The 18379-nt window shown below is 36.9% G+C and carries 16 protein-coding genes; 5 read left to right on the top strand and 11 right to left on the bottom strand.

From position 1 onward, the window contains the following. Positions 1-156: 156 nt before the first annotated feature. From I215_RS11895 to I215_RS11920, 6 genes are all read right to left on the bottom strand, one after another. A complete protein-coding gene (locus I215_RS11895; protein ID WP_008992219.1) occupies positions 157-1518 on the bottom strand; it encodes an ATP-binding protein in 1362 nt (453 codons plus the stop codon). A 367-nt stretch (positions 1519-1885) separates the two neighbouring features. Beyond that, positions 1886-2749 (bottom strand): alpha/beta fold hydrolase, encoded by an 864-nt coding sequence (locus I215_RS11900; protein WP_008992220.1) that lies wholly within the window; start codon positions 2747-2749, stop codon positions 1886-1888. Positions 2750-2808: 59 nt separating this feature from the next. Continuing rightward, a complete protein-coding gene (locus I215_RS11905; RefSeq protein ID WP_008992221.1) occupies positions 2809-3369 on the bottom strand; it encodes a TetR/AcrR family transcriptional regulator in 561 nt (186 codons plus the stop codon). A 140-nt stretch (positions 3370-3509) separates the two neighbouring features. Then, positions 3510-3899, bottom strand: coding sequence for a RidA family protein (locus tag I215_RS11910; protein WP_008992222.1), 390 nt, complete (start codon positions 3897-3899; stop codon positions 3510-3512). Between the two features lie 89 nt (positions 3900-3988). Beyond that, positions 3989-4549 (bottom strand): Crp/Fnr family transcriptional regulator, encoded by a 561-nt coding sequence (locus I215_RS11915; protein ID WP_008992223.1) that lies wholly within the window; start codon positions 4547-4549, stop codon positions 3989-3991. A gap of 11 nt (positions 4550-4560) precedes the next feature. After that, positions 4561-4917, bottom strand: coding sequence for a winged helix-turn-helix transcriptional regulator (locus tag I215_RS11920; RefSeq protein WP_008992224.1), 357 nt, complete (start codon positions 4915-4917; stop codon positions 4561-4563). Positions 4918-5025: 108 nt separating this feature from the next. Between I215_RS11920 and I215_RS11925 the strand changes: the two genes are divergently transcribed. The 4 genes from I215_RS11925 to I215_RS11940 are packed head-to-tail and all read left to right on the top strand — an operon-like array spanning position 5026 to position 8215. Then, positions 5026-5781 (top strand): SDR family NAD(P)-dependent oxidoreductase, encoded by a 756-nt coding sequence (locus I215_RS11925; protein WP_008992225.1) that lies wholly within the window; start codon positions 5026-5028, stop codon positions 5779-5781. Between the two features lie 36 nt (positions 5782-5817). Beyond that, positions 5818-6588, top strand: coding sequence for an SDR family NAD(P)-dependent oxidoreductase (locus tag I215_RS11930; protein ID WP_008992226.1), 771 nt, complete (start codon positions 5818-5820; stop codon positions 6586-6588). A gap of 47 nt (positions 6589-6635) precedes the next feature. Beyond that, positions 6636-7721: an SDR family NAD(P)-dependent oxidoreductase gene (locus tag I215_RS16300; protein ID WP_008992227.1), complete on the top strand. Its 1086-nt coding sequence runs from the start codon at positions 6636-6638 to the stop codon at positions 7719-7721. Positions 7722-7762: 41 nt separating this feature from the next. Next, a complete protein-coding gene (locus tag I215_RS11940; protein ID WP_008992228.1) occupies positions 7763-8215 on the top strand; it encodes a GNAT family N-acetyltransferase in 453 nt (150 codons plus the stop codon). A 531-nt stretch (positions 8216-8746) separates the two neighbouring features. Here the strand turns inward: I215_RS11940 and I215_RS11945 are convergent. Next, a complete protein-coding gene (locus I215_RS11945; protein WP_008992229.1) occupies positions 8747-9397 on the bottom strand; it encodes a metal-dependent transcriptional regulator in 651 nt (216 codons plus the stop codon). 117 nt (positions 9398-9514) lie between these two features. Here I215_RS11945 and I215_RS11950 point away from each other — a divergent pair, with 117 nt between their 5' ends. Next, complete coding sequence (locus tag I215_RS11950) at positions 9515-11818, top strand: TonB-dependent receptor (protein ID WP_008992230.1); 2304 nt, start codon at positions 9515-9517, stop codon at positions 11816-11818. Here I215_RS11950 and I215_RS11955 read toward each other — a convergent pair. The 4 genes from I215_RS11955 to I215_RS11970 form a co-directional block, all read right to left on the bottom strand. Further along, positions 11815-12474: an SDR family NAD(P)-dependent oxidoreductase gene (locus I215_RS11955; RefSeq protein ID WP_040460351.1), complete on the bottom strand. Its 660-nt coding sequence runs from the start codon at positions 12472-12474 to the stop codon at positions 11815-11817. The two genes, I215_RS11950 and I215_RS11955, sit on opposite strands and share 4 nt — an antisense overlap. 117 nt (positions 12475-12591) lie before the next feature. Next, the gene (locus I215_RS11960; protein WP_008992232.1) at positions 12592-13479 is read right to left on the bottom strand and encodes a helix-turn-helix domain-containing protein; all 888 of its coding nucleotides are present in this window, start codon (positions 13477-13479) and stop codon (positions 12592-12594) included. A gap of 108 nt (positions 13480-13587) precedes the next feature. After that, positions 13588-15072 carry an efflux transporter outer membrane subunit gene (locus tag I215_RS11965; protein ID WP_008992233.1) on the bottom strand — a complete coding sequence of 495 codons (1485 nt, stop codon included), beginning with the start codon at positions 15070-15072 and terminating at the stop codon, positions 13588-13590. Beyond that, positions 15069-18251, bottom strand: a complete 3183-nt coding sequence (locus I215_RS11970; protein WP_008992234.1) for an efflux RND transporter permease subunit — start codon at positions 18249-18251, stop codon at positions 15069-15071. Before I215_RS11970 ends, I215_RS11965 begins: the two co-directional genes overlap by 4 nt. Positions 18252-18379 lie beyond the last annotated feature (128 nt).

An 18379-nucleotide genomic window follows, 5' to 3' on the forward strand; every position in this document is an offset into this window, starting at 1 on the left:
AGAAGGTTTTTTAAACTAAAATGTTTTGAACTGCTCATAGTTCAAAATTAAAATATCCAAGCTTTAAAAAGTGTTATAATTTGATGGACTTCATAATTTTTCATACGAATTTAAGAAAGTTGTAGAAGATGGCATCAATTCCTGCATTGAATTGTATTAATCCGCGGTGTAATTATTCAGAAAATAGTCTAAGTACTTGGGGATTTGAGTACCTAAATAGTAGGGAAGATTCATCAGAAGAAACGGCTTACCATTAAGAGTCTCCAAATTTTCTATTTTAAACTCACCAGCGTAAATTCTAACAGCATAAGGGTGTTCTACTCCATCCATAAAAAAATGTAATGATCTTAGAGTCCCTGTTGAACCAGATTTCACTTCAATAGGAATAACTTTATCTCCATAAGGGAATACAATATCAACTTCTGATGATGCTTGAAGCTTTTCTCTAACCCAGAAATAAGGTTTAATATTTGCGATTGTATTTAATGACAGTAATTCTTGTATAATAATATGCGGTATCATTGCTCCTTTGAATGCATTACTTAAATCATTCATACTAAGTAGTTGTGCTTGTATCCCTAAAGTGTGATTTACTAAGCCAGTATCTAAGAATTGTAATCTTGGGGACTTTTTAAGATCGGGTTTGATGGGTGGCACCATATCTGTGGTAGGATAAATAAGCTGTATTATTTTAGCAGCATTTAAATTACGCATGGCTTCACCTACCTCCCTAGACTTATAATTAGAATTACCAAAGCTCTGAAACTTAATTCTTTGATCCATATAAAGTGGAGCAGCATCCATAATATGACGAATAATATTCCGCTGACTTGGATAAGAAGCATATTTTTCCACATCTTCCTTATAGCTGCCCCAAATACTCTCATACACGCGAGGAAGACTGGCTAAACTATTATCCTTGATATCTCTCTTTACTACTTCAGGCATTCCCCCAATAATTGCATACCTATGGAATAGACTCAGTGCTAAGTTATGCGCAACAGGACTTACAGGTATTTTGACTAATTGTTCTAAAATGGCACCATGACCAATTGCTTGGAGATATTCAGCAAAATTTAGTGGATGTAAATATAGAAACTCAACTCTACCAACTGGGAAGCTTTCCACATCTTTCATTGCAAATTCAAGTAAAGATCCAGCTGCTATAACATGAAGATCTGGAACCTCTTCCAAGAAATATCGCAAAAAATGAATTGCTTTTGGAAGTTCTTGAATTTCATCTATAAAAAGCAGTGTATTTTTCTGATTATCAACGCCAATCCTGTTTAGAAGAAATAAAGATTCTACTATAGAATGTACATCATCATAAGCTTCAAAAAGTGATTTATCTGAGGGCTTTTCTAGATTTAGATGAATAAAAAAATCATACCCTTTGGAAAAAGTTTTCACAAGAGTGGTTTTACCGACCTGTCTTGCCCCTCGCAATATTAGTGGTTTCCTGTGCTCTCTAGCTTTCCAGTCCTCTAAATGACTTGTTATATGCCTTTCGAAATTCATCTTTGTCACTGATTTATTTCAAATTTAAAAAATTATTTGAAGTTCATGTCACAAAATAAGGGTAATATTTCAAAATAATTGTAACAAAATAAGGGTAATATTTTCATTTCATGTCACAAGATAAGGGTAATATTCCCAAATATTTGTAACAGAATAAGGGTAATTTACGCTTTGGTTTAAAAATAATAAAGGAAAAAATTCACTGTTATACTCTAATTAGCCTAACCAATATAAAGGTTGGGAGAGACCACTTAACTTATTAATAAATTAACCCTTATCAATAATAGCCAAAAAAGCAGCCCTTTACCATTTAAAAAGCTGCTCATTAATCTAATTTTCAGGATAATCCCTAAGGTTAAGCAATAATTTAGTAGTCAAGTCTACTCATAAATTCCCTTATCTTACCAATGATTTGGTCGCCATGATCCTCTAAAGCAAAGTGTCCAGTGTCATAAAGATTATAATCAAGGTTTTTGACATCTTTTTTAAAGGCCTCAGCACCGCTCTTTGGAAAGTACTCATCATTTTTACCCCAAACAACTAAAACTGGCGGTTGATAGTCTCTTAAATACTGCTGCCACTTTGGGTATAGTTTTAAGTTATTTTGATAGTCATACCATAAATCCAAATTTACCTTATGAGCATTAGGACGCTGCATTCGCAGATAATCTAAATGCCAAGAGTCTGGATTAATTTTTTGATGATCTTTGGTTCCGTGCGTATAATCCCATTTTAATCCATCAAGTGTAAATGCTGGTAACAAAGGTGCTTCTGTTTCAGGATTCCGATCAGCCCACATAGCTTTTATCCCTTTCCAAACTTCTCCAATTCCTTCAAGGTAAGCGTTCCCATTCTGAGTAATAATTGCAGTAATACGCTCAGGATGAGCCGTTGCAAGTCTAAATCCTATAGGAGCACCATAATCTTGCATCATAATAGCATATGATTTGATCCCACGTTTGTCCAAGAAAGCATCAATTGTTTTTGCTATATTATCGAAGGTGTATTGATAACTACTCGGATCAGGAAAATCACTCAAACCAAATCCAGGATAATCTGGCGCAATTAAGTGGTAAGAATCAGACAATTGATCTAATACCTTTCTGTATTGGTGTGAAGAAGACGGATACCCATGTAAAAGTACAATTGTCGGATTTTCTTCGTTTCCTGCTTCACGATAAGCGATGGTAACCCCATCTACATTATCTTGTTTAAACTTAGTGTTTCGCATGATGTAAAAATTAAAAGTTTTATTACCGACCGTTCGATAAATTACTTAGGTAATTTTTTTTACTCCAAGTACCTTTTGGAAATATTTTTTAAAGTTCTATCAAAAATATTAGTGTTCCCAATTCCTCTTGTTAACACAAGACTTCCTTGGATATCAATGAGTGTTTGTAAAGCATAGTCATTAGCTACTTCAGTTGATAGATTGAGTTCCACCCCAATTCGCTCAAATCTCTCGATCCACTGCTTCATTCCATCCTGAATTTGTTTACCAAACAAATCAATTCCTGCTTCCATGGATAACGCTCTTAAAATACATGTTCGTTTCCCTCCATCGTATAACACGGCAATATTATCTAGAGCAATTTGTAAACGTACCTCGGGTTTTAAATTATCATCCTGTAAGACATCAAAAACATTTTGCTGAATAAAATCATGCAAATGTAAAAACACAGCATCAGCCATTTCTTTTTTCCCGTCAGGGAAACGATGATACAAGCTGGCTTTCTTTAAGCCAGAAGCTGCGGCAAGATCTTGAAGACTTGCACCTTCATATCCTTTGGAACAAAATACTTCTGTTAACCCATTAATAACCTCTTTGTCTAACGCTTTTTGTGGTCTCATAGGGCAAATGTATGAAACTTTAAGTAATTTACCAAACGATCGGTAAACAAATGTTGTATTGCGGTTTTAAACGTTCTTATATTAGTAAAACAAGGGGGCCTTTTGCCCCCTGTATCTACATATTAGTTTTGAAGCCTCTATTACTTAACAACTGTTGCTTCCAACTCCACTTTTAAAGTTTCAAACAAACTCACCACCTCCATAAGGGTTAGAGATTGTTGCATTTTATGCTCTTCGATCCAGCTCTGAACAATGTCAAAATGAGGCCAAAGTTCTGCCGTTGCAGTAGTGTAGATATTTAGTCGAACAATATTTTTACTCTCATAGCCCGCGCTATCAATTACTTTTTCTAAATTTTTGATAGCAAGTTCTAACTGTGTTTTCATATCAGCTGTACTAGATACTCCGTGATCGTCAATTGCTGTTTGACCTGAGACATATAACGTACCTTCAGCATTTTTAACTTCAACTGCTTGATTATAGCTGCGCTGATCTTGCCATTTCCAGGGATTCACTACTCTCTTTTCCATGTATATAATCTTTACTTATTAAGACAACAAATTTCGCAAAATGTAGTAACTGTCACCTGTGATGTAGATCACAAAAAGTAAAGACTAAACTACGAAGACAACCTACTTAATGTTTCTCTCGAGACTCCAAGATAAGAAGCTAATAGTGTTTTAGAAACTCTTTGCAAAAGTGAAGGGTATCGCCGTAAAAGATGTTCATACCGACTCTCCGTGGAAGAACTAAGCAAGGATAAGATACGCTGCTGTGAGGCAATATGACCAGCGGTTGCCTTTTCTAAAAAGAAATGTTCGAGTTTCGGTAATTTGTTGCAGAGGTTTTGATAATCCTTAAGGGTTATACATAAAATTTCTGAAGCTTCAAGACACTGTAAATTGATTTTGGCTCTGGCCATGGTATTAAAAGCTAAATAATCGGTTTCCCACCAATCCTCTCTTGGAAAAGAAAGAATGTGATCTTTTCCAGATTCATCCGTATAAAAGAGTTTCAAAAGCCCACTAACTACAAAAAACATTTGTGGCACAGTTTCTCCTATTCGCACTAGATAATCCCCTTTTTTAAAGCGCTTCTTAGTAAAGTGAGTTGTAATTAATAAAAATTCTTCATCACTTAGTGGAAGTATTTCTTCAATGTGTTTTCTGAGTCTCTCCATGATTTTCTAGATCAATTACCAATAATTTTCTTACGGTGTTCCACGCCCCAAGCAGTAAGATTTTTAATAATCGTCTGCAGGGAGCGTCCATGATCCGTGAGCTCGTATTGTACTGTAATGGGTTGGGTCTCCAACACAGTTCGTTTGATGAGCTGATTAAATTCCAATTCCTTTAATTCTTTACTCAACATTCTATTTGAAATCCCAACAACATCTTTGGAGATATCCGAGAACCTCCTTTTGTTATAATAGCAAATAGAGGATATAATGGAGATTTTCCATTTCCCATTAAGCACGTCCATAGAATCCTGTACTGCCATCATTTCACGCTTATATTCTTGTTCGAAATTCTCTCTTTTACACTCCATAATGTTACCTAGTTACACCAATGTTACAGTTATTAATAGGTACAAAGTTACTTAAAATAACCATTCTAATATACATTTGTACCAGAAATCAATTTTAAATCGTAAACCATGAATAAATTAAAAGATAAAGTAGCACTAGTGACAGGGGCTTCGAAAGGAATAGGAGCTTCAATTGCAATCCATTTTGCTAAAGAAGGTGCTATGGTTGTAGTTAACTACGCTTCAAGTAATAGTGACGCGCAAAAGGTTGTAAATACAATAATAAATGATGGTGGAACAGCCATTGCGGTTAAAGGCGATGTTTCTAAACAGACAGATGTAGATCGTATATTTCGAGAAACAGAAAATGCGTATGGAACCTTGGATATACTGGTAAACAATGCCGGGGTTTTTCAGTACCTTCCAATAGATGAATTAACGGAAGAATCTTTCCACAAACAATTTAACATCAACGTTTTGGGCTCAATTTTGAGCATTCAAAAAGCAGTTCAGTTTTTTGGAACAAAAGGGGGTAACATAATAAACATTAGCTCTGAGGCTTCCAAATTGCCGCTTCCAACAGGATCCATATATTCTGCAAGCAAAGCAGCCCTAGATGCCGTTACCGTTTCCTTATCAAAGGAACTCACTGGTAGGAATATCCGCATCAATTCACTTTTACCCGGTGTTGTAGACACCGTGGGATCAAGAAATGCAGGCTTCATTGGTAGTGAGGTAGAAAAAGACATGATTAATAAAACACCTCTTGGCCGAACTGGACAACCAGAAGATATCGCAAAAGTAGCAGTCTTTTTAGCCTCTGATGATGCTAATTGGATCAATGGACAGAAGCTATCGGTAACTGGTGGGATTTTTGGCTTGTAGGAGCAATTTATATTTAACAATTTAATCCATTACAGAATGAGTAAACTTAAAGACAAAGTAGCTGTTATTACTGGTGGTAATAGCGGAATAGGATATGGTATTGCTTCCTCTTTTAGTGATGAGGGAGCGATCGGTGCCATAACTGGAAGGAATAAAGAAACCTTAAAAAGTTCCTTGGAAACACTTAATCCAAACTTTATAGCCTTGGAGGGTGATATCACTAGAAAAGATGATTTAGATCGTATTTTCAAAACAACTTCCGAGAAATTCGGAAAAATCGATGTACTAGTTGTTAATGCTGGAGGTGTAGTAGACGGAGTTCCTATGGAAACCATTACTGATATTACTGAAGAGCATTATGACAAATACATGGATTTAAATTTAAAGGGTGCATACTTTACAGTAAAAGCCTCTCTACCCTATCTAAAAGACGGTGCATCGATTATACTTATTGGATCTAGTGCAGCACACCGTGCAGCTCCAGGAATGACCGTATATGGTGCTGCTAAAGCTGCCGTTATTTCGATGGCAAAGGGAATTTCGCTTGACTTACTTTCCAGAAATATTCGGGTCAATGTACTTTCCCCTGGCACCATTAGAACCCCAGCATTTGATAAAATGATTCCTGCAGAGTCAGTGAATGACGTACTTCAAACATGGGTAGACATCATCCCAGTTGGACGGGCTGGTCAGCCTTCAGACATCGGAAATGCGGCAGTATTTTTAGCCTCTGATGATTCTCAATTTGTTGTGGGCACAGAGATTTTGTCAGATGGAGGGATGACTAACATCAGCCTAATGAGGTAATAAATCAAAGTGCATTAGAAAGAAATTTAATTATAAATAAAACAGATATGATACAAAACAATAACAACGGATTATTACAAAAACCTCTAGGATCAGGTTTTGGTGCTAGCTCAACAGCTAATGATGTGATCAATGGAATTGACTTGAAAGGGAAGATTGCCATTGTTACTGGCGCGAGCACAGGCATAGGATTAGAAACATTAAAAACATTATCAAATGCTGGGGCAACTGTCGTTGCTGGGGTGCGCAACATTGATAAAGCCAAGAATAATCTTCAAAATAGACCCAATGTTGAAATAGAACAATTGGATTTGATGGATGCTAATTCCATTAACAACTTTACACAAAAGTTTTTGGATTCCAAACGGCCTTTAGATTTACTTATTAATAATGCCGGAATTATGTTCGTTCCTCTTCGACGAAATGATCGCGGTATAGAATCGCAATTAGCAACAAATTACTTAGCGGTATTTCAGTTGACAGCAAATTTATGGAGCGCTTTAAAAGCGGCAGGAAATGCTAGAGTTCTAAATATCTCCTCTCAAGGCCACCAATTTGCTCCTTTTGATTTTGAAGATCCAAATTTTGAAAAAAGAGATTATGATTCGCTTTCCGCTTATGGACAGTCAAAAACGGCCATTAATTTATTCACTTTTGAACTTGATAATCGTGCAAAAGATTTTGGAGCCGAGGGCGTCGATACTATTGCGCATCACACCGCTATTATAAATGGTCGTACAATTGCGGTTCTTGGGACTTCATTAGATGTAGTTTACCCAAAATCAAACAAAGATCTATTTAAAATTATTAAGGCAAACCATTTGGCCATCTCCCAGTTCGAGACCAATCATCCTATTTTAAAATCGAATTTCCCACAAAGAAATCGTACTATGGCATTAATTTCAGAGGCCACCTTTATTATTGAAGCCACAGAAATAAGCGGAACTAGATATCAAGGTTGGGAAGCTTTGAGATTAGGTAGAGCCCTTTATATTTTAGAAAATGTAGTTCGAAATACAAAATGGGCACGGGAAAAGATACAATACGGCGCTGTTGTGTTGACAAATAAAATGTTAGAAAGGGCCATTGAAGACATGCCGTATTCTACTTCAAAATTTGATTATGAGTTTTAAAATATTAGGTACATTGTTAGCTGTAATACAAATTAAAAACTGTGATAGAAATCCGATTATTAGAAAAAGACGAACACATTCCTTATGAACTATTATTATTAGCAGACGAATCCATTGATTCTATAAATAAATATTTACTTAAATCTAAAATTTATATTGCACAAAAAGGGTCAGAAATAATAGGGATATTTTGTTTATATAAAAATAATGAAACTGATATAGAACTAAAAAATATTGCCATAAAAGAGAAATATCAAAGGTTAGAATATGGAACTACTTTGATAGATTTTATAAAGACCGAAGTAAAGAAAAATTTCAAAACTTTAATTGTTGGCACAGCAGATGTTGGGTTTAGGCAAATCAAATTTTATGAAAAAAACGGATTTATTAAATTTGATGTTAGAAAAAACTTTTTCCTAGAGAACTATCCAGAACCAATTATTGAAAACGGTGAAAGATTAAAAGATATGATCCTTTTGAAGTTTGAACTCTAAATTTGCCCTCAAAAATCTTATTTTTTTATAGAGATTCCTATTCATTCTGAATTTGACGACCAAGCTAACGACCAAGCTAATAAACTAACTAAAGAACAGATTGAAGTTTTAAAATATTGTAAACCAGCAAGGTCTAATAAAGATGTTCAAGTTGAAGCTCTTAAACTTAAAGTTCATACAGATAACTTTAAAAGATATATTGAACCTCTTATAAGATGGGTTATTAGAAATAACCATTCCTAATAAACATAGGAGTCCAAATCAAGAATATATAATAAAGAAACAAGGTTTAAGGGTTTTAAATCTAATCAATCAAAAATAGCATGGCAGGTTTAGTAACTATATTTTCTGGATTATAGTTAGCTGAATCAAGTATCAGTAAAGTTTTAAGTAAAAAAGGAACTAGAATTTTCATCTTTACATTAGTACTAAAAACTGAGGATTTAAACGGCTGTGTTAGACTACATAGTACTTAATAAAACAATAGAATAAGGTAGCAAAGAAAAATTAAATTTCAACAACCTTTAGACCCTAAATAACAAGGAGCTTATCACATACCACCTTACTGAGGGTTTCAGAGGGTCTATTCTCATATGACACCTTCATAGTCCCATCAAAAGGTTCAACTTCCAAAATTGTAAGCTTGGTTTCTAAAGATAGTTCTTTACTATTTAGATATTTTAAAAAAGCATCTGATGATTTAGCCACAGCCATAAATGTTACAGTATCTCCAGCTTTGTATTGGCTCAGTTGGCGGTATTGTTTTCCAGGAATATTACCGTCTGAATCTGGAATTGGAGAACCGTGAGGATCATAGTTTGGATACTCAAGAATCTCATCCATTTTAGAAAAGAACAACGGAGAATTTACATGTTCAATTTGCTCAGCTATATCATGTACTTCTTCCCATCCAAAACCCATTACCTCCACTAAAAACATTTCTGTGAGGCGGTGCTTTCTGATAATTTGAGCAGCTTCCCCCTTGCCTTTTATGGTTAACTTTACAGGTTTGTACTTTTGATAATTTACTAGCTGCTTTTCTGAAAGCTTCTTCACCATGCTAGTAACCGTTGGCATTTTGATATCCAAATGCTTAGAAAGTTCGTTTACACTAACCTCTCCTTCGCTATTGGAAAGTAAAAATATTGCTTTGAGATAATTCTCTTCAACTAATGAATTCATAAAACAAATATAGCGCTTTGAGAAAAGATGATCAATCGGATAAAATTATATATATTAAATTTATTTGTTAGATTAATCTAACTTAGTATTTTTGTTATCCTAATAAATAATTGCGTTATGAAAACTAATTTGCTTAACAGACTATTATATCCATTGTTTCTGCTCTGTTTCTCTCCTATAGTTTATGCTCAAACGGCAACGCTTTCTGGTACTGTGAGCTGTGATAATACACCATTGCCCTTTGTAAACATTCAGCTTGAAGGTACCGAAATAGGAAGTGCAACCGATAGTTTTGGAAGCTTTACTATAACTGGCATTTCGCCAGGAGAATATCGGATTATTGTATCGGCTGTTGGCTTTAAAACAGTTACTCAAACCCTTACTCTTAATTCTGGCGAGCATCGATCTTTAGCAATTGAATTAAGTGAAGAAGATTCCCATCTGAGCGAAGTGGTAATCACAGCCACGATGAAAGAGGTGTCAAAACTAGAGAGTCCAGTACCTGTTGAAGTCTATTCTGCAAAATTCTTTAAAAGCAATCCTTCCGCTTCTATATTTGATGCTTTACAAAACATCAATGGAGTACGTCCTCAGATTAATTGTAATGTGTGTAATACAGGTGATATACACATTAACGGATTGGAGGGGCCCTATACCATGGTACTAATCGACGGCATGCCAGTAGTGAGTGGGTTAGCCACAGTATACGGCCTTAGTGGTATTCCACAATCCTTAATTGATAGGGTAGAAATTGTAAAAGGACCAGCTTCTACTCTTTACGGGAGTGAAGCTGTAGGTGGGCTTATTAATATTATTACCAAAACACCTTCTCAAACACCAAAATTAACTGTTGATACCTTTGGTAGTTCATGGGGAGAACTCAACCTAGATATATCATCCAAGATTCAAATAAACAAAAAGGTTCAATCGCTTCTCGGGGTCAATTACTTTAGGTATCAAAACCCCATAGATAAAAACGGGGATAACTTTACTGATGTTACTTTGCAGGATCGTATTTCCGTTTTTAATAAATGGCATATTAAGCGAAATCATAATCGTCAATTTTCTTTCGCAGGTCGCTATGTGTACGAAGATCGATGGGGTGGAGAAATGGATTGGTCTAAAGAATATCGGGGCGGAACAGAAATTTATGGGGAAAGTATTTATACCAGTCGTTGGGAACTTTTTGGAAATTACCAGTTACCCTTTGATGAAAAGTTACTTTTTCAGTTTAGCCTCAATGGTCATAATCAAAATAGTGCCTATGGGAATCTCTCATATATGGCTGATCAAAAAATAGCTTTTGGTCAACTCACCTGGAATAAGATATTTAATCGGCATGATATACTCGCTGGATTGACCTACCGATACACTTATTATGATGACAATACCCCTGCAACAGCTTCCTTTAGTGATCCGAATTTTAATCAACCTAGCCATACCCACTTACCAGGATTGTTTATGCAGGATCAGATTAGTTTTCCTTCAAACCACAAAATATTGGTCGGATTGCGCTATGACTATAACTCCATTCACGGAAGTATACTAACACCGCGGTTAAACTACAAATGGCATTCTAAAGATCAAAACAACATTATTCGTTTAGGTATAGGCAACGGCTACCGTGTAGCCAATGTTTTTACCGAAGATCATGCCGCTTTAACAGGGGCGAGGTCAGTGGTGTTTCTGGACGACTTAAAACCTGAAAAGTCGTGGAATGCCAATATTAATTTGGTAAAAAAGCTTTACACGGACAAGGGTACATTTATACAATTTGATGCAAGTGTATTTTACACCTATTTTGAAAACAAAATCATTGCGGATTACAATACAGACCCCAATAAGATCATCTATGATAACCTTGATGGCTATGCGGTATCCAAAGGTATTTCTTTAAATACAAATTGGGTATTAGCTAGTGGATTAAAGGTACTAGCGGGTGCAACCCTCATGGATGTATACAGCATAGAGCAATCTAAGCGTACACCACAGTTATTTACCGAGAAATTTACCGCAGTATGGAATGTTGGCTATGAATTTAGTGCATTGAAATTAAAGCTTGACTATACCGGAAATCTTTACGGTCCCATGGCTCTACCGCTGCTTAGTGATACAGATCCGAGAAAAGAAAACTCCCCATGGTGGAGTATTCAGAACCTACAGCTCACAAAAAATATTGGTACTGGCTTTGAACTCTATGGTGGGGTGAAGAACTTACTGAATTGGACTCCTTGGAAGGACAGTCCTTTTATCATTGCTCGTTCCCATGATCCTTTTGATAAAAATGTGGAGTTTGATTCCAATGGCAAGGCCCTAGTGACTGATCAAAATCCATATGGATTAACCTTTGACCCCTCTTATGTTTATGGACCGAATCAGGGCATTAGAGGATTTATGGGGATTCGTTGGCGGATGGATTAAGATATGAGTTCTACAAACTCATTTCGCACATCTTCCCCAAAGGTTACAGAATTATAAGTACAATATTCACGAATTACAGGGTCAAAAGAATGAATAGCAATCTTAGAGGGTTTAAATTCCTTAGCCTGTAAGACGGTAAACATATTCAAGGCAGCTTTTGAGGTAGCATAGGCTGTCAGGCTGTAATCTGAGTAACAAAAGGTTTTATCCTTCATCTTATTAATATCACCCAAAGCACTGGAAACATTAATAATTCTGGGGGATTCACCCTTTTCTAATAGGGGTTTTGTTATTTTAACCAAGCGTAAGACAGCAAAAAAGTTAATATCAAACAAGCATTTAACCTCATCCATTTTTATTTGACTAATTTTTTGTCCAAAACCATTTACCGTTTCGGCATTATTGATCAGTAAATCCAATTTTCCAAACTTAGAATCTAAGAATTGTTTTAACTCATATAAACTATCTTTAGAGCAGAAATCAACCTCAATAACTCTACAATCCTGCGCCTCTACATAGGTCTTTGTAAGTAACTCATAACTCTTTCCTGCTGCAGCAAGTATAACTTTATAGTTATATTCAAGCAGTAGGTCGGCAAATATTTTACCAAGCCCATTCCCCGCCTCTGTAACCAGAGCTATTCTTTTTTCCTCCATAACATTCACCATGTTTTAATTTACAAATTTATCAAACACTTTGCCATAACGAATACATTTTTATTTTAAGGGGTTGGTTTACTAGTTTTTGGTTTCATAGTAGCTGGCCTTTTTAATTTATGATTTTCTGAATTGATTAGGTGTGGATCCAGATTGTTTTTTAAAGAACCTTGTAAAATGCGTGGGTTCATCAAAATTTAATCGGTGCGATATCTCTGCGATATCTAGGTCCGAATATTTCAGCAAACTTTTACTCTCGGTAAATAAACGTTCATTTATAATATCCTTTGCACTCTTACCTGTAAGGCTTTTTACCGTGGTTGTCAGGTAATTTGGCGTTATATTTAAGGCCTCGGCATAGGAGCTTACGTTCTTAGTATCTACATACATCTTATCTACGAGTATTTCAAATTGATTGGCTATGGTCTGTGATCTTGATAACTGATATTCCTGTGTTTTACTTCGTTCAAAAATCGCCTTGCAATAATACAATAAAGAAGCTAACATTCCTTCCAACATCTTGCCTTGATATGGGTGTGGATTCCTAGAAACTGAATACATACGCTTCATATCAAAAACCAAGGATTTATGCTCCACTTCATTAAGTAAGAGCATGTTCTTTTCAGAAATTTTCAAAAATGGAAAATCTGTAATCAAATCAGAGAAAGAGTTCCCAAGAAACTCTTTTCTAAACAACATAAAATAACCCGTCATACGTTTGTCCCTTACCCATGAAAATACTTGGCCAGGCACTACAAATAACAAGGGGAAACCTTCTAAATTAAGTAAATCCGTATTGAGATTAAACTCGGTTTCCCCGTAATTACTCATTAGTGCGATCTGGTAGAACCCCTGTCTATAAGGAGGCATACATCTCCTAGCAGAAGGCTCTAAACTTTCGATAGTAAAAATATCGAAATCTGGTATTTGGCTTTGATGTTCTAAGCCAATACCCTGGTAAAAATCATTAAAAGTTTCAAAAATTGGAATTTTGGTCTCGATCATTAATAATGCTTACAACTTAATTTATTTTGCTTTTTTACAATGTGCAAAGCACAGTTACCTTCAAAAATCTACTGCTATATTGGTCTTTTTTTTATTCAAACACTTACATTACTTTTGAGTTTGCCATTTTTTTTCAGCAACTTTCATGGATTCGTACTTTTGATCCAAATCCTCTGGGGTTAATAATTCCCATCCTCCACCGAGTGCTTTATAGATGGACACCAGGGAAGTTGCCGATGCAATTTCACTTAAGGCTAATGCGTTTTGTGAGACCAGTAAAGTGTTCTCTGCACTTAGATAATCGATAAAATTATCCAGACCAGCGTTATAGCGTTGCTGAGCAATTTGAGCAGCCTCTGAACTAGCCTTAGAAGAGGTTCTTAAAATCTCTCTCCTTTTTAATTCGTACCCATAATCACTCATAGCCGTTTTAATATCTTCCAATCCTTGTAAAACAGCTTTCTCATATTGGCTTAATGCTGCAAGTGTTTTAGCGTCATTGCTATTTATTTGTTGTTTAACTCTTCCAAGGTTAAAGGCAGCCCAGCTAATTCTTGGAATTACACTCCAGGTAAAGGAGGAGTTACTTCCAAAATTTGAAAAATCTACCGCAGAAAATCCAATGGAACCATTGAAGCTAATTTTAGGATATAAATCAGCTACAGAGATATTATATTCGGATATTCTTATTTGCAAGGCTGCCTCCGCCCTTCTAACATCAGGTCTCCTTCGTAGCAATTCTTCTATATTCCCTAAAGAAACGGTTTTTGGCAAACTCGGTAGTGGTTGTGGTGATATAATTTCATCTTCCAAACCACCAGGGACCTCACCCACAAGAACACTTAGGCTATTTTTAAGCGCCTCTAATTGGGCTTTTAATTGTGGTATGGTAGCCCGTGTGGCTTCCAGTTGCGCAAGTGCCCTAGAGACATCCAGCTGATTACTAGTCCCAGCCTCTGCCAACTGTAAAGTGAGATCATATGTTTCTTGTTGACCTTTAAGGTTTCTTTTAGCAATATCAATGCGATATTGTGTTCCTCTTAGGGCTAAATAATTGGTAGCAACCTCAGCGTAAATACTCAGGTATACACCGTGCATGTCAGCCACAGCCTGTTGTTTTGTGGCATAGGCACCTTTAATTCTATTGGTCACTCTACCAAATAGGTCCGCCTCCCAGCTTGCGTCTAAGCTTCCACTATAGGTGCTGTATGTAGGATTTTCTCCCTGAACGAACACATTTTCCCCCATTCGCTCTCTGGTATACCCAGCGTTGGCTGTAATGGTTGGCCAGCGGTCAAATTTTCGTTCTTTGACTAAGGCCTTGGCGGCTTGATAATTTGCAACCGCCGTGTTAATATCTAGATTGTGCTGTTGTGCCTTTTTAATTAGGCTATCCAAAACAGGATCCTTGAAAGCTGACCACCAACTGATGGTAACATCCGACTCACTGAACAATGTATCAGACACATCTGATTTTAATAAATCCTCATTTACAGTAAGTGGAAGTACAACCTCGTAATCCCTTTTTTGTACACCACAGGAAACAACTAACCAAACTAGAGATAATAACAGCATTCTAACTATTGCATTCATTTTGTTGTGGTTTTTAATGTGGTTAATTCACTTTTTGATATCACTTTCTCTTTTGACTGACTCCATTTTCTACCCAAATAATAAAATACAGGGGTTAAGAATACACCGAATACCGTCACCCCTAACATTCCGCTAAATACAGCTACACCAAGGGCAACCCGAAGTTCTGCACCAGCACCTGTTGATAGGGCTAATGGTACTACACCTAGTATAAATGCCATAGCGGTCATTAAAATTGGACGTAGTCGTAATTTCGAAGCCTCAATTACCGCGGCTTTGAGCTCCATACCCTGTTCTTCTAATTGCTTGGCAAATTCCACAATCAGAATCGCATTCTTACTGGCAAGTCCAACTAGGACAACTAGACCAATTTGCACCATTATATTGTTATCCAGTCCTGCAAGGTCTACTCCTATCATGGCAAACAATAATACCATGGGAACAATAAGAATTACCGATAAGGGTAATACCAAGCTTTCAAACTGAGCAGCTAATAACAAGAAAACAAACACTACAGCCATAAAAAATGCCATCCCTGCAGTATTACCAGCAGCTTTCTCCTGGTACGCTAATTCTGTCCACTGGTATGAAATACCATCAGGTAAGACCTCATCAGCCAATCGTTCCATACGCTCCATGGCTTGACCGGAACTAAATCCTGGTGTAATATCCCCGTTAATCGCTGCAGATGGATACATATTAAATCTAGGAATCCTCGCTGGGCCAGAAATATCCTTTTGAGTGGCAATAGAACCTAGAGGAACCATAGCGCCATCTCTGTTTCGTATTTTTATATTGGTCAGATCCTCTGGAGTTAGTCTGTTGGGAGCATCGGCCTGTGCCGTTACCTGAAAGGTTCTCCCTAAATAATTAAATTCATTCACAAAAGCGGATCCCATAAAGATCTCTAAAGATTGAAAAACGTTTTGCACATCAACTCCCAATTTCTCTGCCTTTACCCGATCGATATCCAAATACAATTGTGGACTTTGGTTATTGAAAAAGGTAAATACATTGTTAAGCATAGGGTCTTGGTTAGCAGCCATGGCCAAGGCATTGGTAGCCTCTAAAAGCTGGTCTGTACCTAAATTCCCTCTATCTTGAACCATCATCTTAAACCCACCAGCATTACCGATTCCACTTACAGATGGTGGTGGAATAACAAGTACAATTGCATCGTCTACTGCGGCTAATTTACCTCGAATAGTCGCCAAGAGATCTGTGTATTCGAGCCCCTTATCCTCTCTTAGATCAAAATCTTCCAAAGTCAGAAATACCACCGCGGCATTCGAGGCATTTGTAAATGAAATTGGATCAAGACCTGTAAAAGAGATAGCCGTTTCTACCCCATCGATATCCAAAGATCGATCTAACACCTCTTTCACCACATCATCAGTTCTTGACAGGGATGCCCCTGGTGGCAACTGCACTACTGTAATAAAGTACTGCTGATCCATGGAGGGAATAAATCCTTTGGGAACTTTGTTGAATTCAAACCCAGTAAGCAGAATCAATCCAAAATACACGACCATGACCATTAAAGAGGTACGAACTAATTTGCGAACTCCGTTTCCATATTTTTCGGAAAGCAATTCCATGAAAACATTAAATTTCGCTCCTATATAAACAAAGGGTCTAAAAAGTATAAAGGTATCTTTAACTTCTTTTTGCTTTTCATGTCTCATCAGTAAGGCTGCCATAGCAGGACTCAAGGTCAGAGACACAAATACTGAAATGGAGGTTGCCACAGCGATGGTAATCCCAAATTGTTTGTAAAATTGCCCTGAGATTCCATCTAAAAATGCAGTTGGGATAAATACGGCGATAAGCACAAGCCCAATTGCCACTAATGCACCTCCAACTTCATCCATGGTTTTCTTAGCAGCCTCTTTAGGAGAAAATCCTTTTTGCAGATACCGTTCCATATTTTCTACCACCACAATGGCATCATCGACCACAATACCAATGGCAAGAACCAACCCAAACAATGTCAGGGTGTTTAAGGAAAATCCGATGGCTTGCATCACAGCAAAAGTTCCTATGAGCGATACTGGTATGGCCAAAATTGGAATGATCGCCGCTCTCCAAGACTGTAAGAACAATAAAATAACAAGCACTACCAGAATTACAGCTTCCAAAATCGTAGTATATACTTGGTCGATGGATTTCTGGATAAATTTTGTTGGGTTATAGGCAATCTTATATTCGAGATCCGCTGGGAAATTCTTTGAAATTTCTTCCATGGTTTCTTCCACCGAAGCTGATGTCTGCAAAGCGTTACCTCCAGGTTGTTGGAGAATTGGCATCGCAATAGCTGGCATCTTTCCAAGGTAACCTTTTGTGGCATAGTTTTGAGCGCCTAATTCAGCTCTACCGACATCTTTTAATCGTACGATTCGGCCATTTTCCTTAGCCTTTATAATAACATTTTCAAATTGCTCAATAGTATTGAGCTTCCCTTGAGTTTGAATGTTCACCTCAAAGGCTGTTTGTTTGCCAGAAGGCAATGCATTAAGTGTTCCACCAGCAATTTGAACGTTTTGTGCCCTTAATGCCGCTACCACTTCGGAAGCTGTAAGGTCTAAACTTGATATTTTATCAGGATCCAACCAAATACGCATTGCGTACTCCGCGGCACCAAAGAGTTGTATATCTCCAATACCTTTAATACGGGCTAATTGATCCTTTATTTGTAATACTGCGTAGTTTCCAATAAAGGTAGGGTCATAAGTTTGGTTGGGTGAATAAAGGTTCACAACCATAAGAATATCTGGAGATACTTTTTTGGTGGTGATTCCTAATCGCCTAACTGTTTCTGGCAAACGGGGTTCTGCAGTGGCAACCCTGTTTTGAACCTGTACCTGGGCTTTATCTAGATCTGTACCCAATTCAAATGCGATTTGAATAGTTACCCGTCCATCGGATGTGGATTGGGAAGTCATATAGATCATATCTTCCACCCCATTGATCTCTTTCTCGATAGGACCAGCAACGGTCTGTGAAAGCGTCTGTGCATTCGCCCCTGGATAGTTTGCCACAACCTGAATGGTCGGTGGTGCCACATCTGGGAATTGAGAAGTTGGCAAGGTGAAATATGCCAATCCACCCACGATAAGAATAAGCACGCTTAATACCGCTGCAAAAATGGGTCTTTGTATAAATATGTGACTAAATTTCATTATTTTTTTGTTTCAGATTTTCAAATAACTGTCCCCTGCTCCTTGTTTTATATTTAAAAAAGGAGCAGTTTCATTGAAGGAATTCTGTTGTAGACTAGAGGGTTCTGCCTAAAAGAATTAAATGAACA

Source organism: Galbibacter marinus, assembly GCF_000300875.1.
GTDB lineage: Bacteria > Bacteroidota > Bacteroidia > Flavobacteriales > Flavobacteriaceae > Galbibacter > Galbibacter marinus.

Bases quoted from the DNA above. Each gene is read 5' to 3' on its own strand.
- I215_RS11895 (WP_008992219.1), bottom strand. From the start codon at position 1,518: ATGAATTTCGAAAGGCATATAACAAGTCATTTAGAGGACTGGAAAGCT.
- I215_RS11900 (WP_008992220.1), bottom strand. From the start codon at position 2,749: ATGCGAAACACTAAGTTTAAACAAGATAATGTAGATGGGGTTACCATC.
- I215_RS11905 (WP_008992221.1), bottom strand. From the start codon at position 3,369: ATGAGACCACAAAAAGCGTTAGACAAAGAGGTTATTAATGGGTTAACA.
- I215_RS11910 (WP_008992222.1), bottom strand. From the start codon at position 3,899: ATGGAAAAGAGAGTAGTGAATCCCTGGAAATGGCAAGATCAGCGCAGC.
- I215_RS11915 (WP_008992223.1), bottom strand. From the start codon at position 4,549: ATGGAGAGACTCAGAAAACACATTGAAGAAATACTTCCACTAAGTGAT.
- I215_RS11920 (WP_008992224.1), bottom strand. From the start codon at position 4,917: ATGGAGTGTAAAAGAGAGAATTTCGAACAAGAATATAAGCGTGAAATG.
- I215_RS11925 (WP_008992225.1), top strand. From the start codon at position 5,026: ATGAATAAATTAAAAGATAAAGTAGCACTAGTGACAGGGGCTTCGAAA.
- I215_RS11930 (WP_008992226.1), top strand. From the start codon at position 5,818: ATGAGTAAACTTAAAGACAAAGTAGCTGTTATTACTGGTGGTAATAGC.
- I215_RS16300 (WP_008992227.1), top strand. From the start codon at position 6,636: ATGATACAAAACAATAACAACGGATTATTACAAAAACCTCTAGGATCA.
- I215_RS11945 (WP_008992229.1), bottom strand. From the start codon at position 9,397: ATGAATTCATTAGTTGAAGAGAATTATCTCAAAGCAATATTTTTACTT.
- I215_RS11950 (WP_008992230.1), top strand. From the start codon at position 9,515: ATGAAAACTAATTTGCTTAACAGACTATTATATCCATTGTTTCTGCTC.
- I215_RS11955 (WP_040460351.1), bottom strand. From the start codon at position 12,474: ATGGAGGAAAAAAGAATAGCTCTGGTTACAGAGGCGGGGAATGGGCTT.
- I215_RS11960 (WP_008992232.1), bottom strand. From the start codon at position 13,479: ATGATCGAGACCAAAATTCCAATTTTTGAAACTTTTAATGATTTTTAC.
- I215_RS11965 (WP_008992233.1), bottom strand. From the start codon at position 15,072: ATGAATGCAATAGTTAGAATGCTGTTATTATCTCTAGTTTGGTTAGTT.
- I215_RS11970 (WP_008992234.1), bottom strand. From the start codon at position 18,251: ATGAAATTTAGTCACATATTTATACAAAGACCCATTTTTGCAGCGGTA.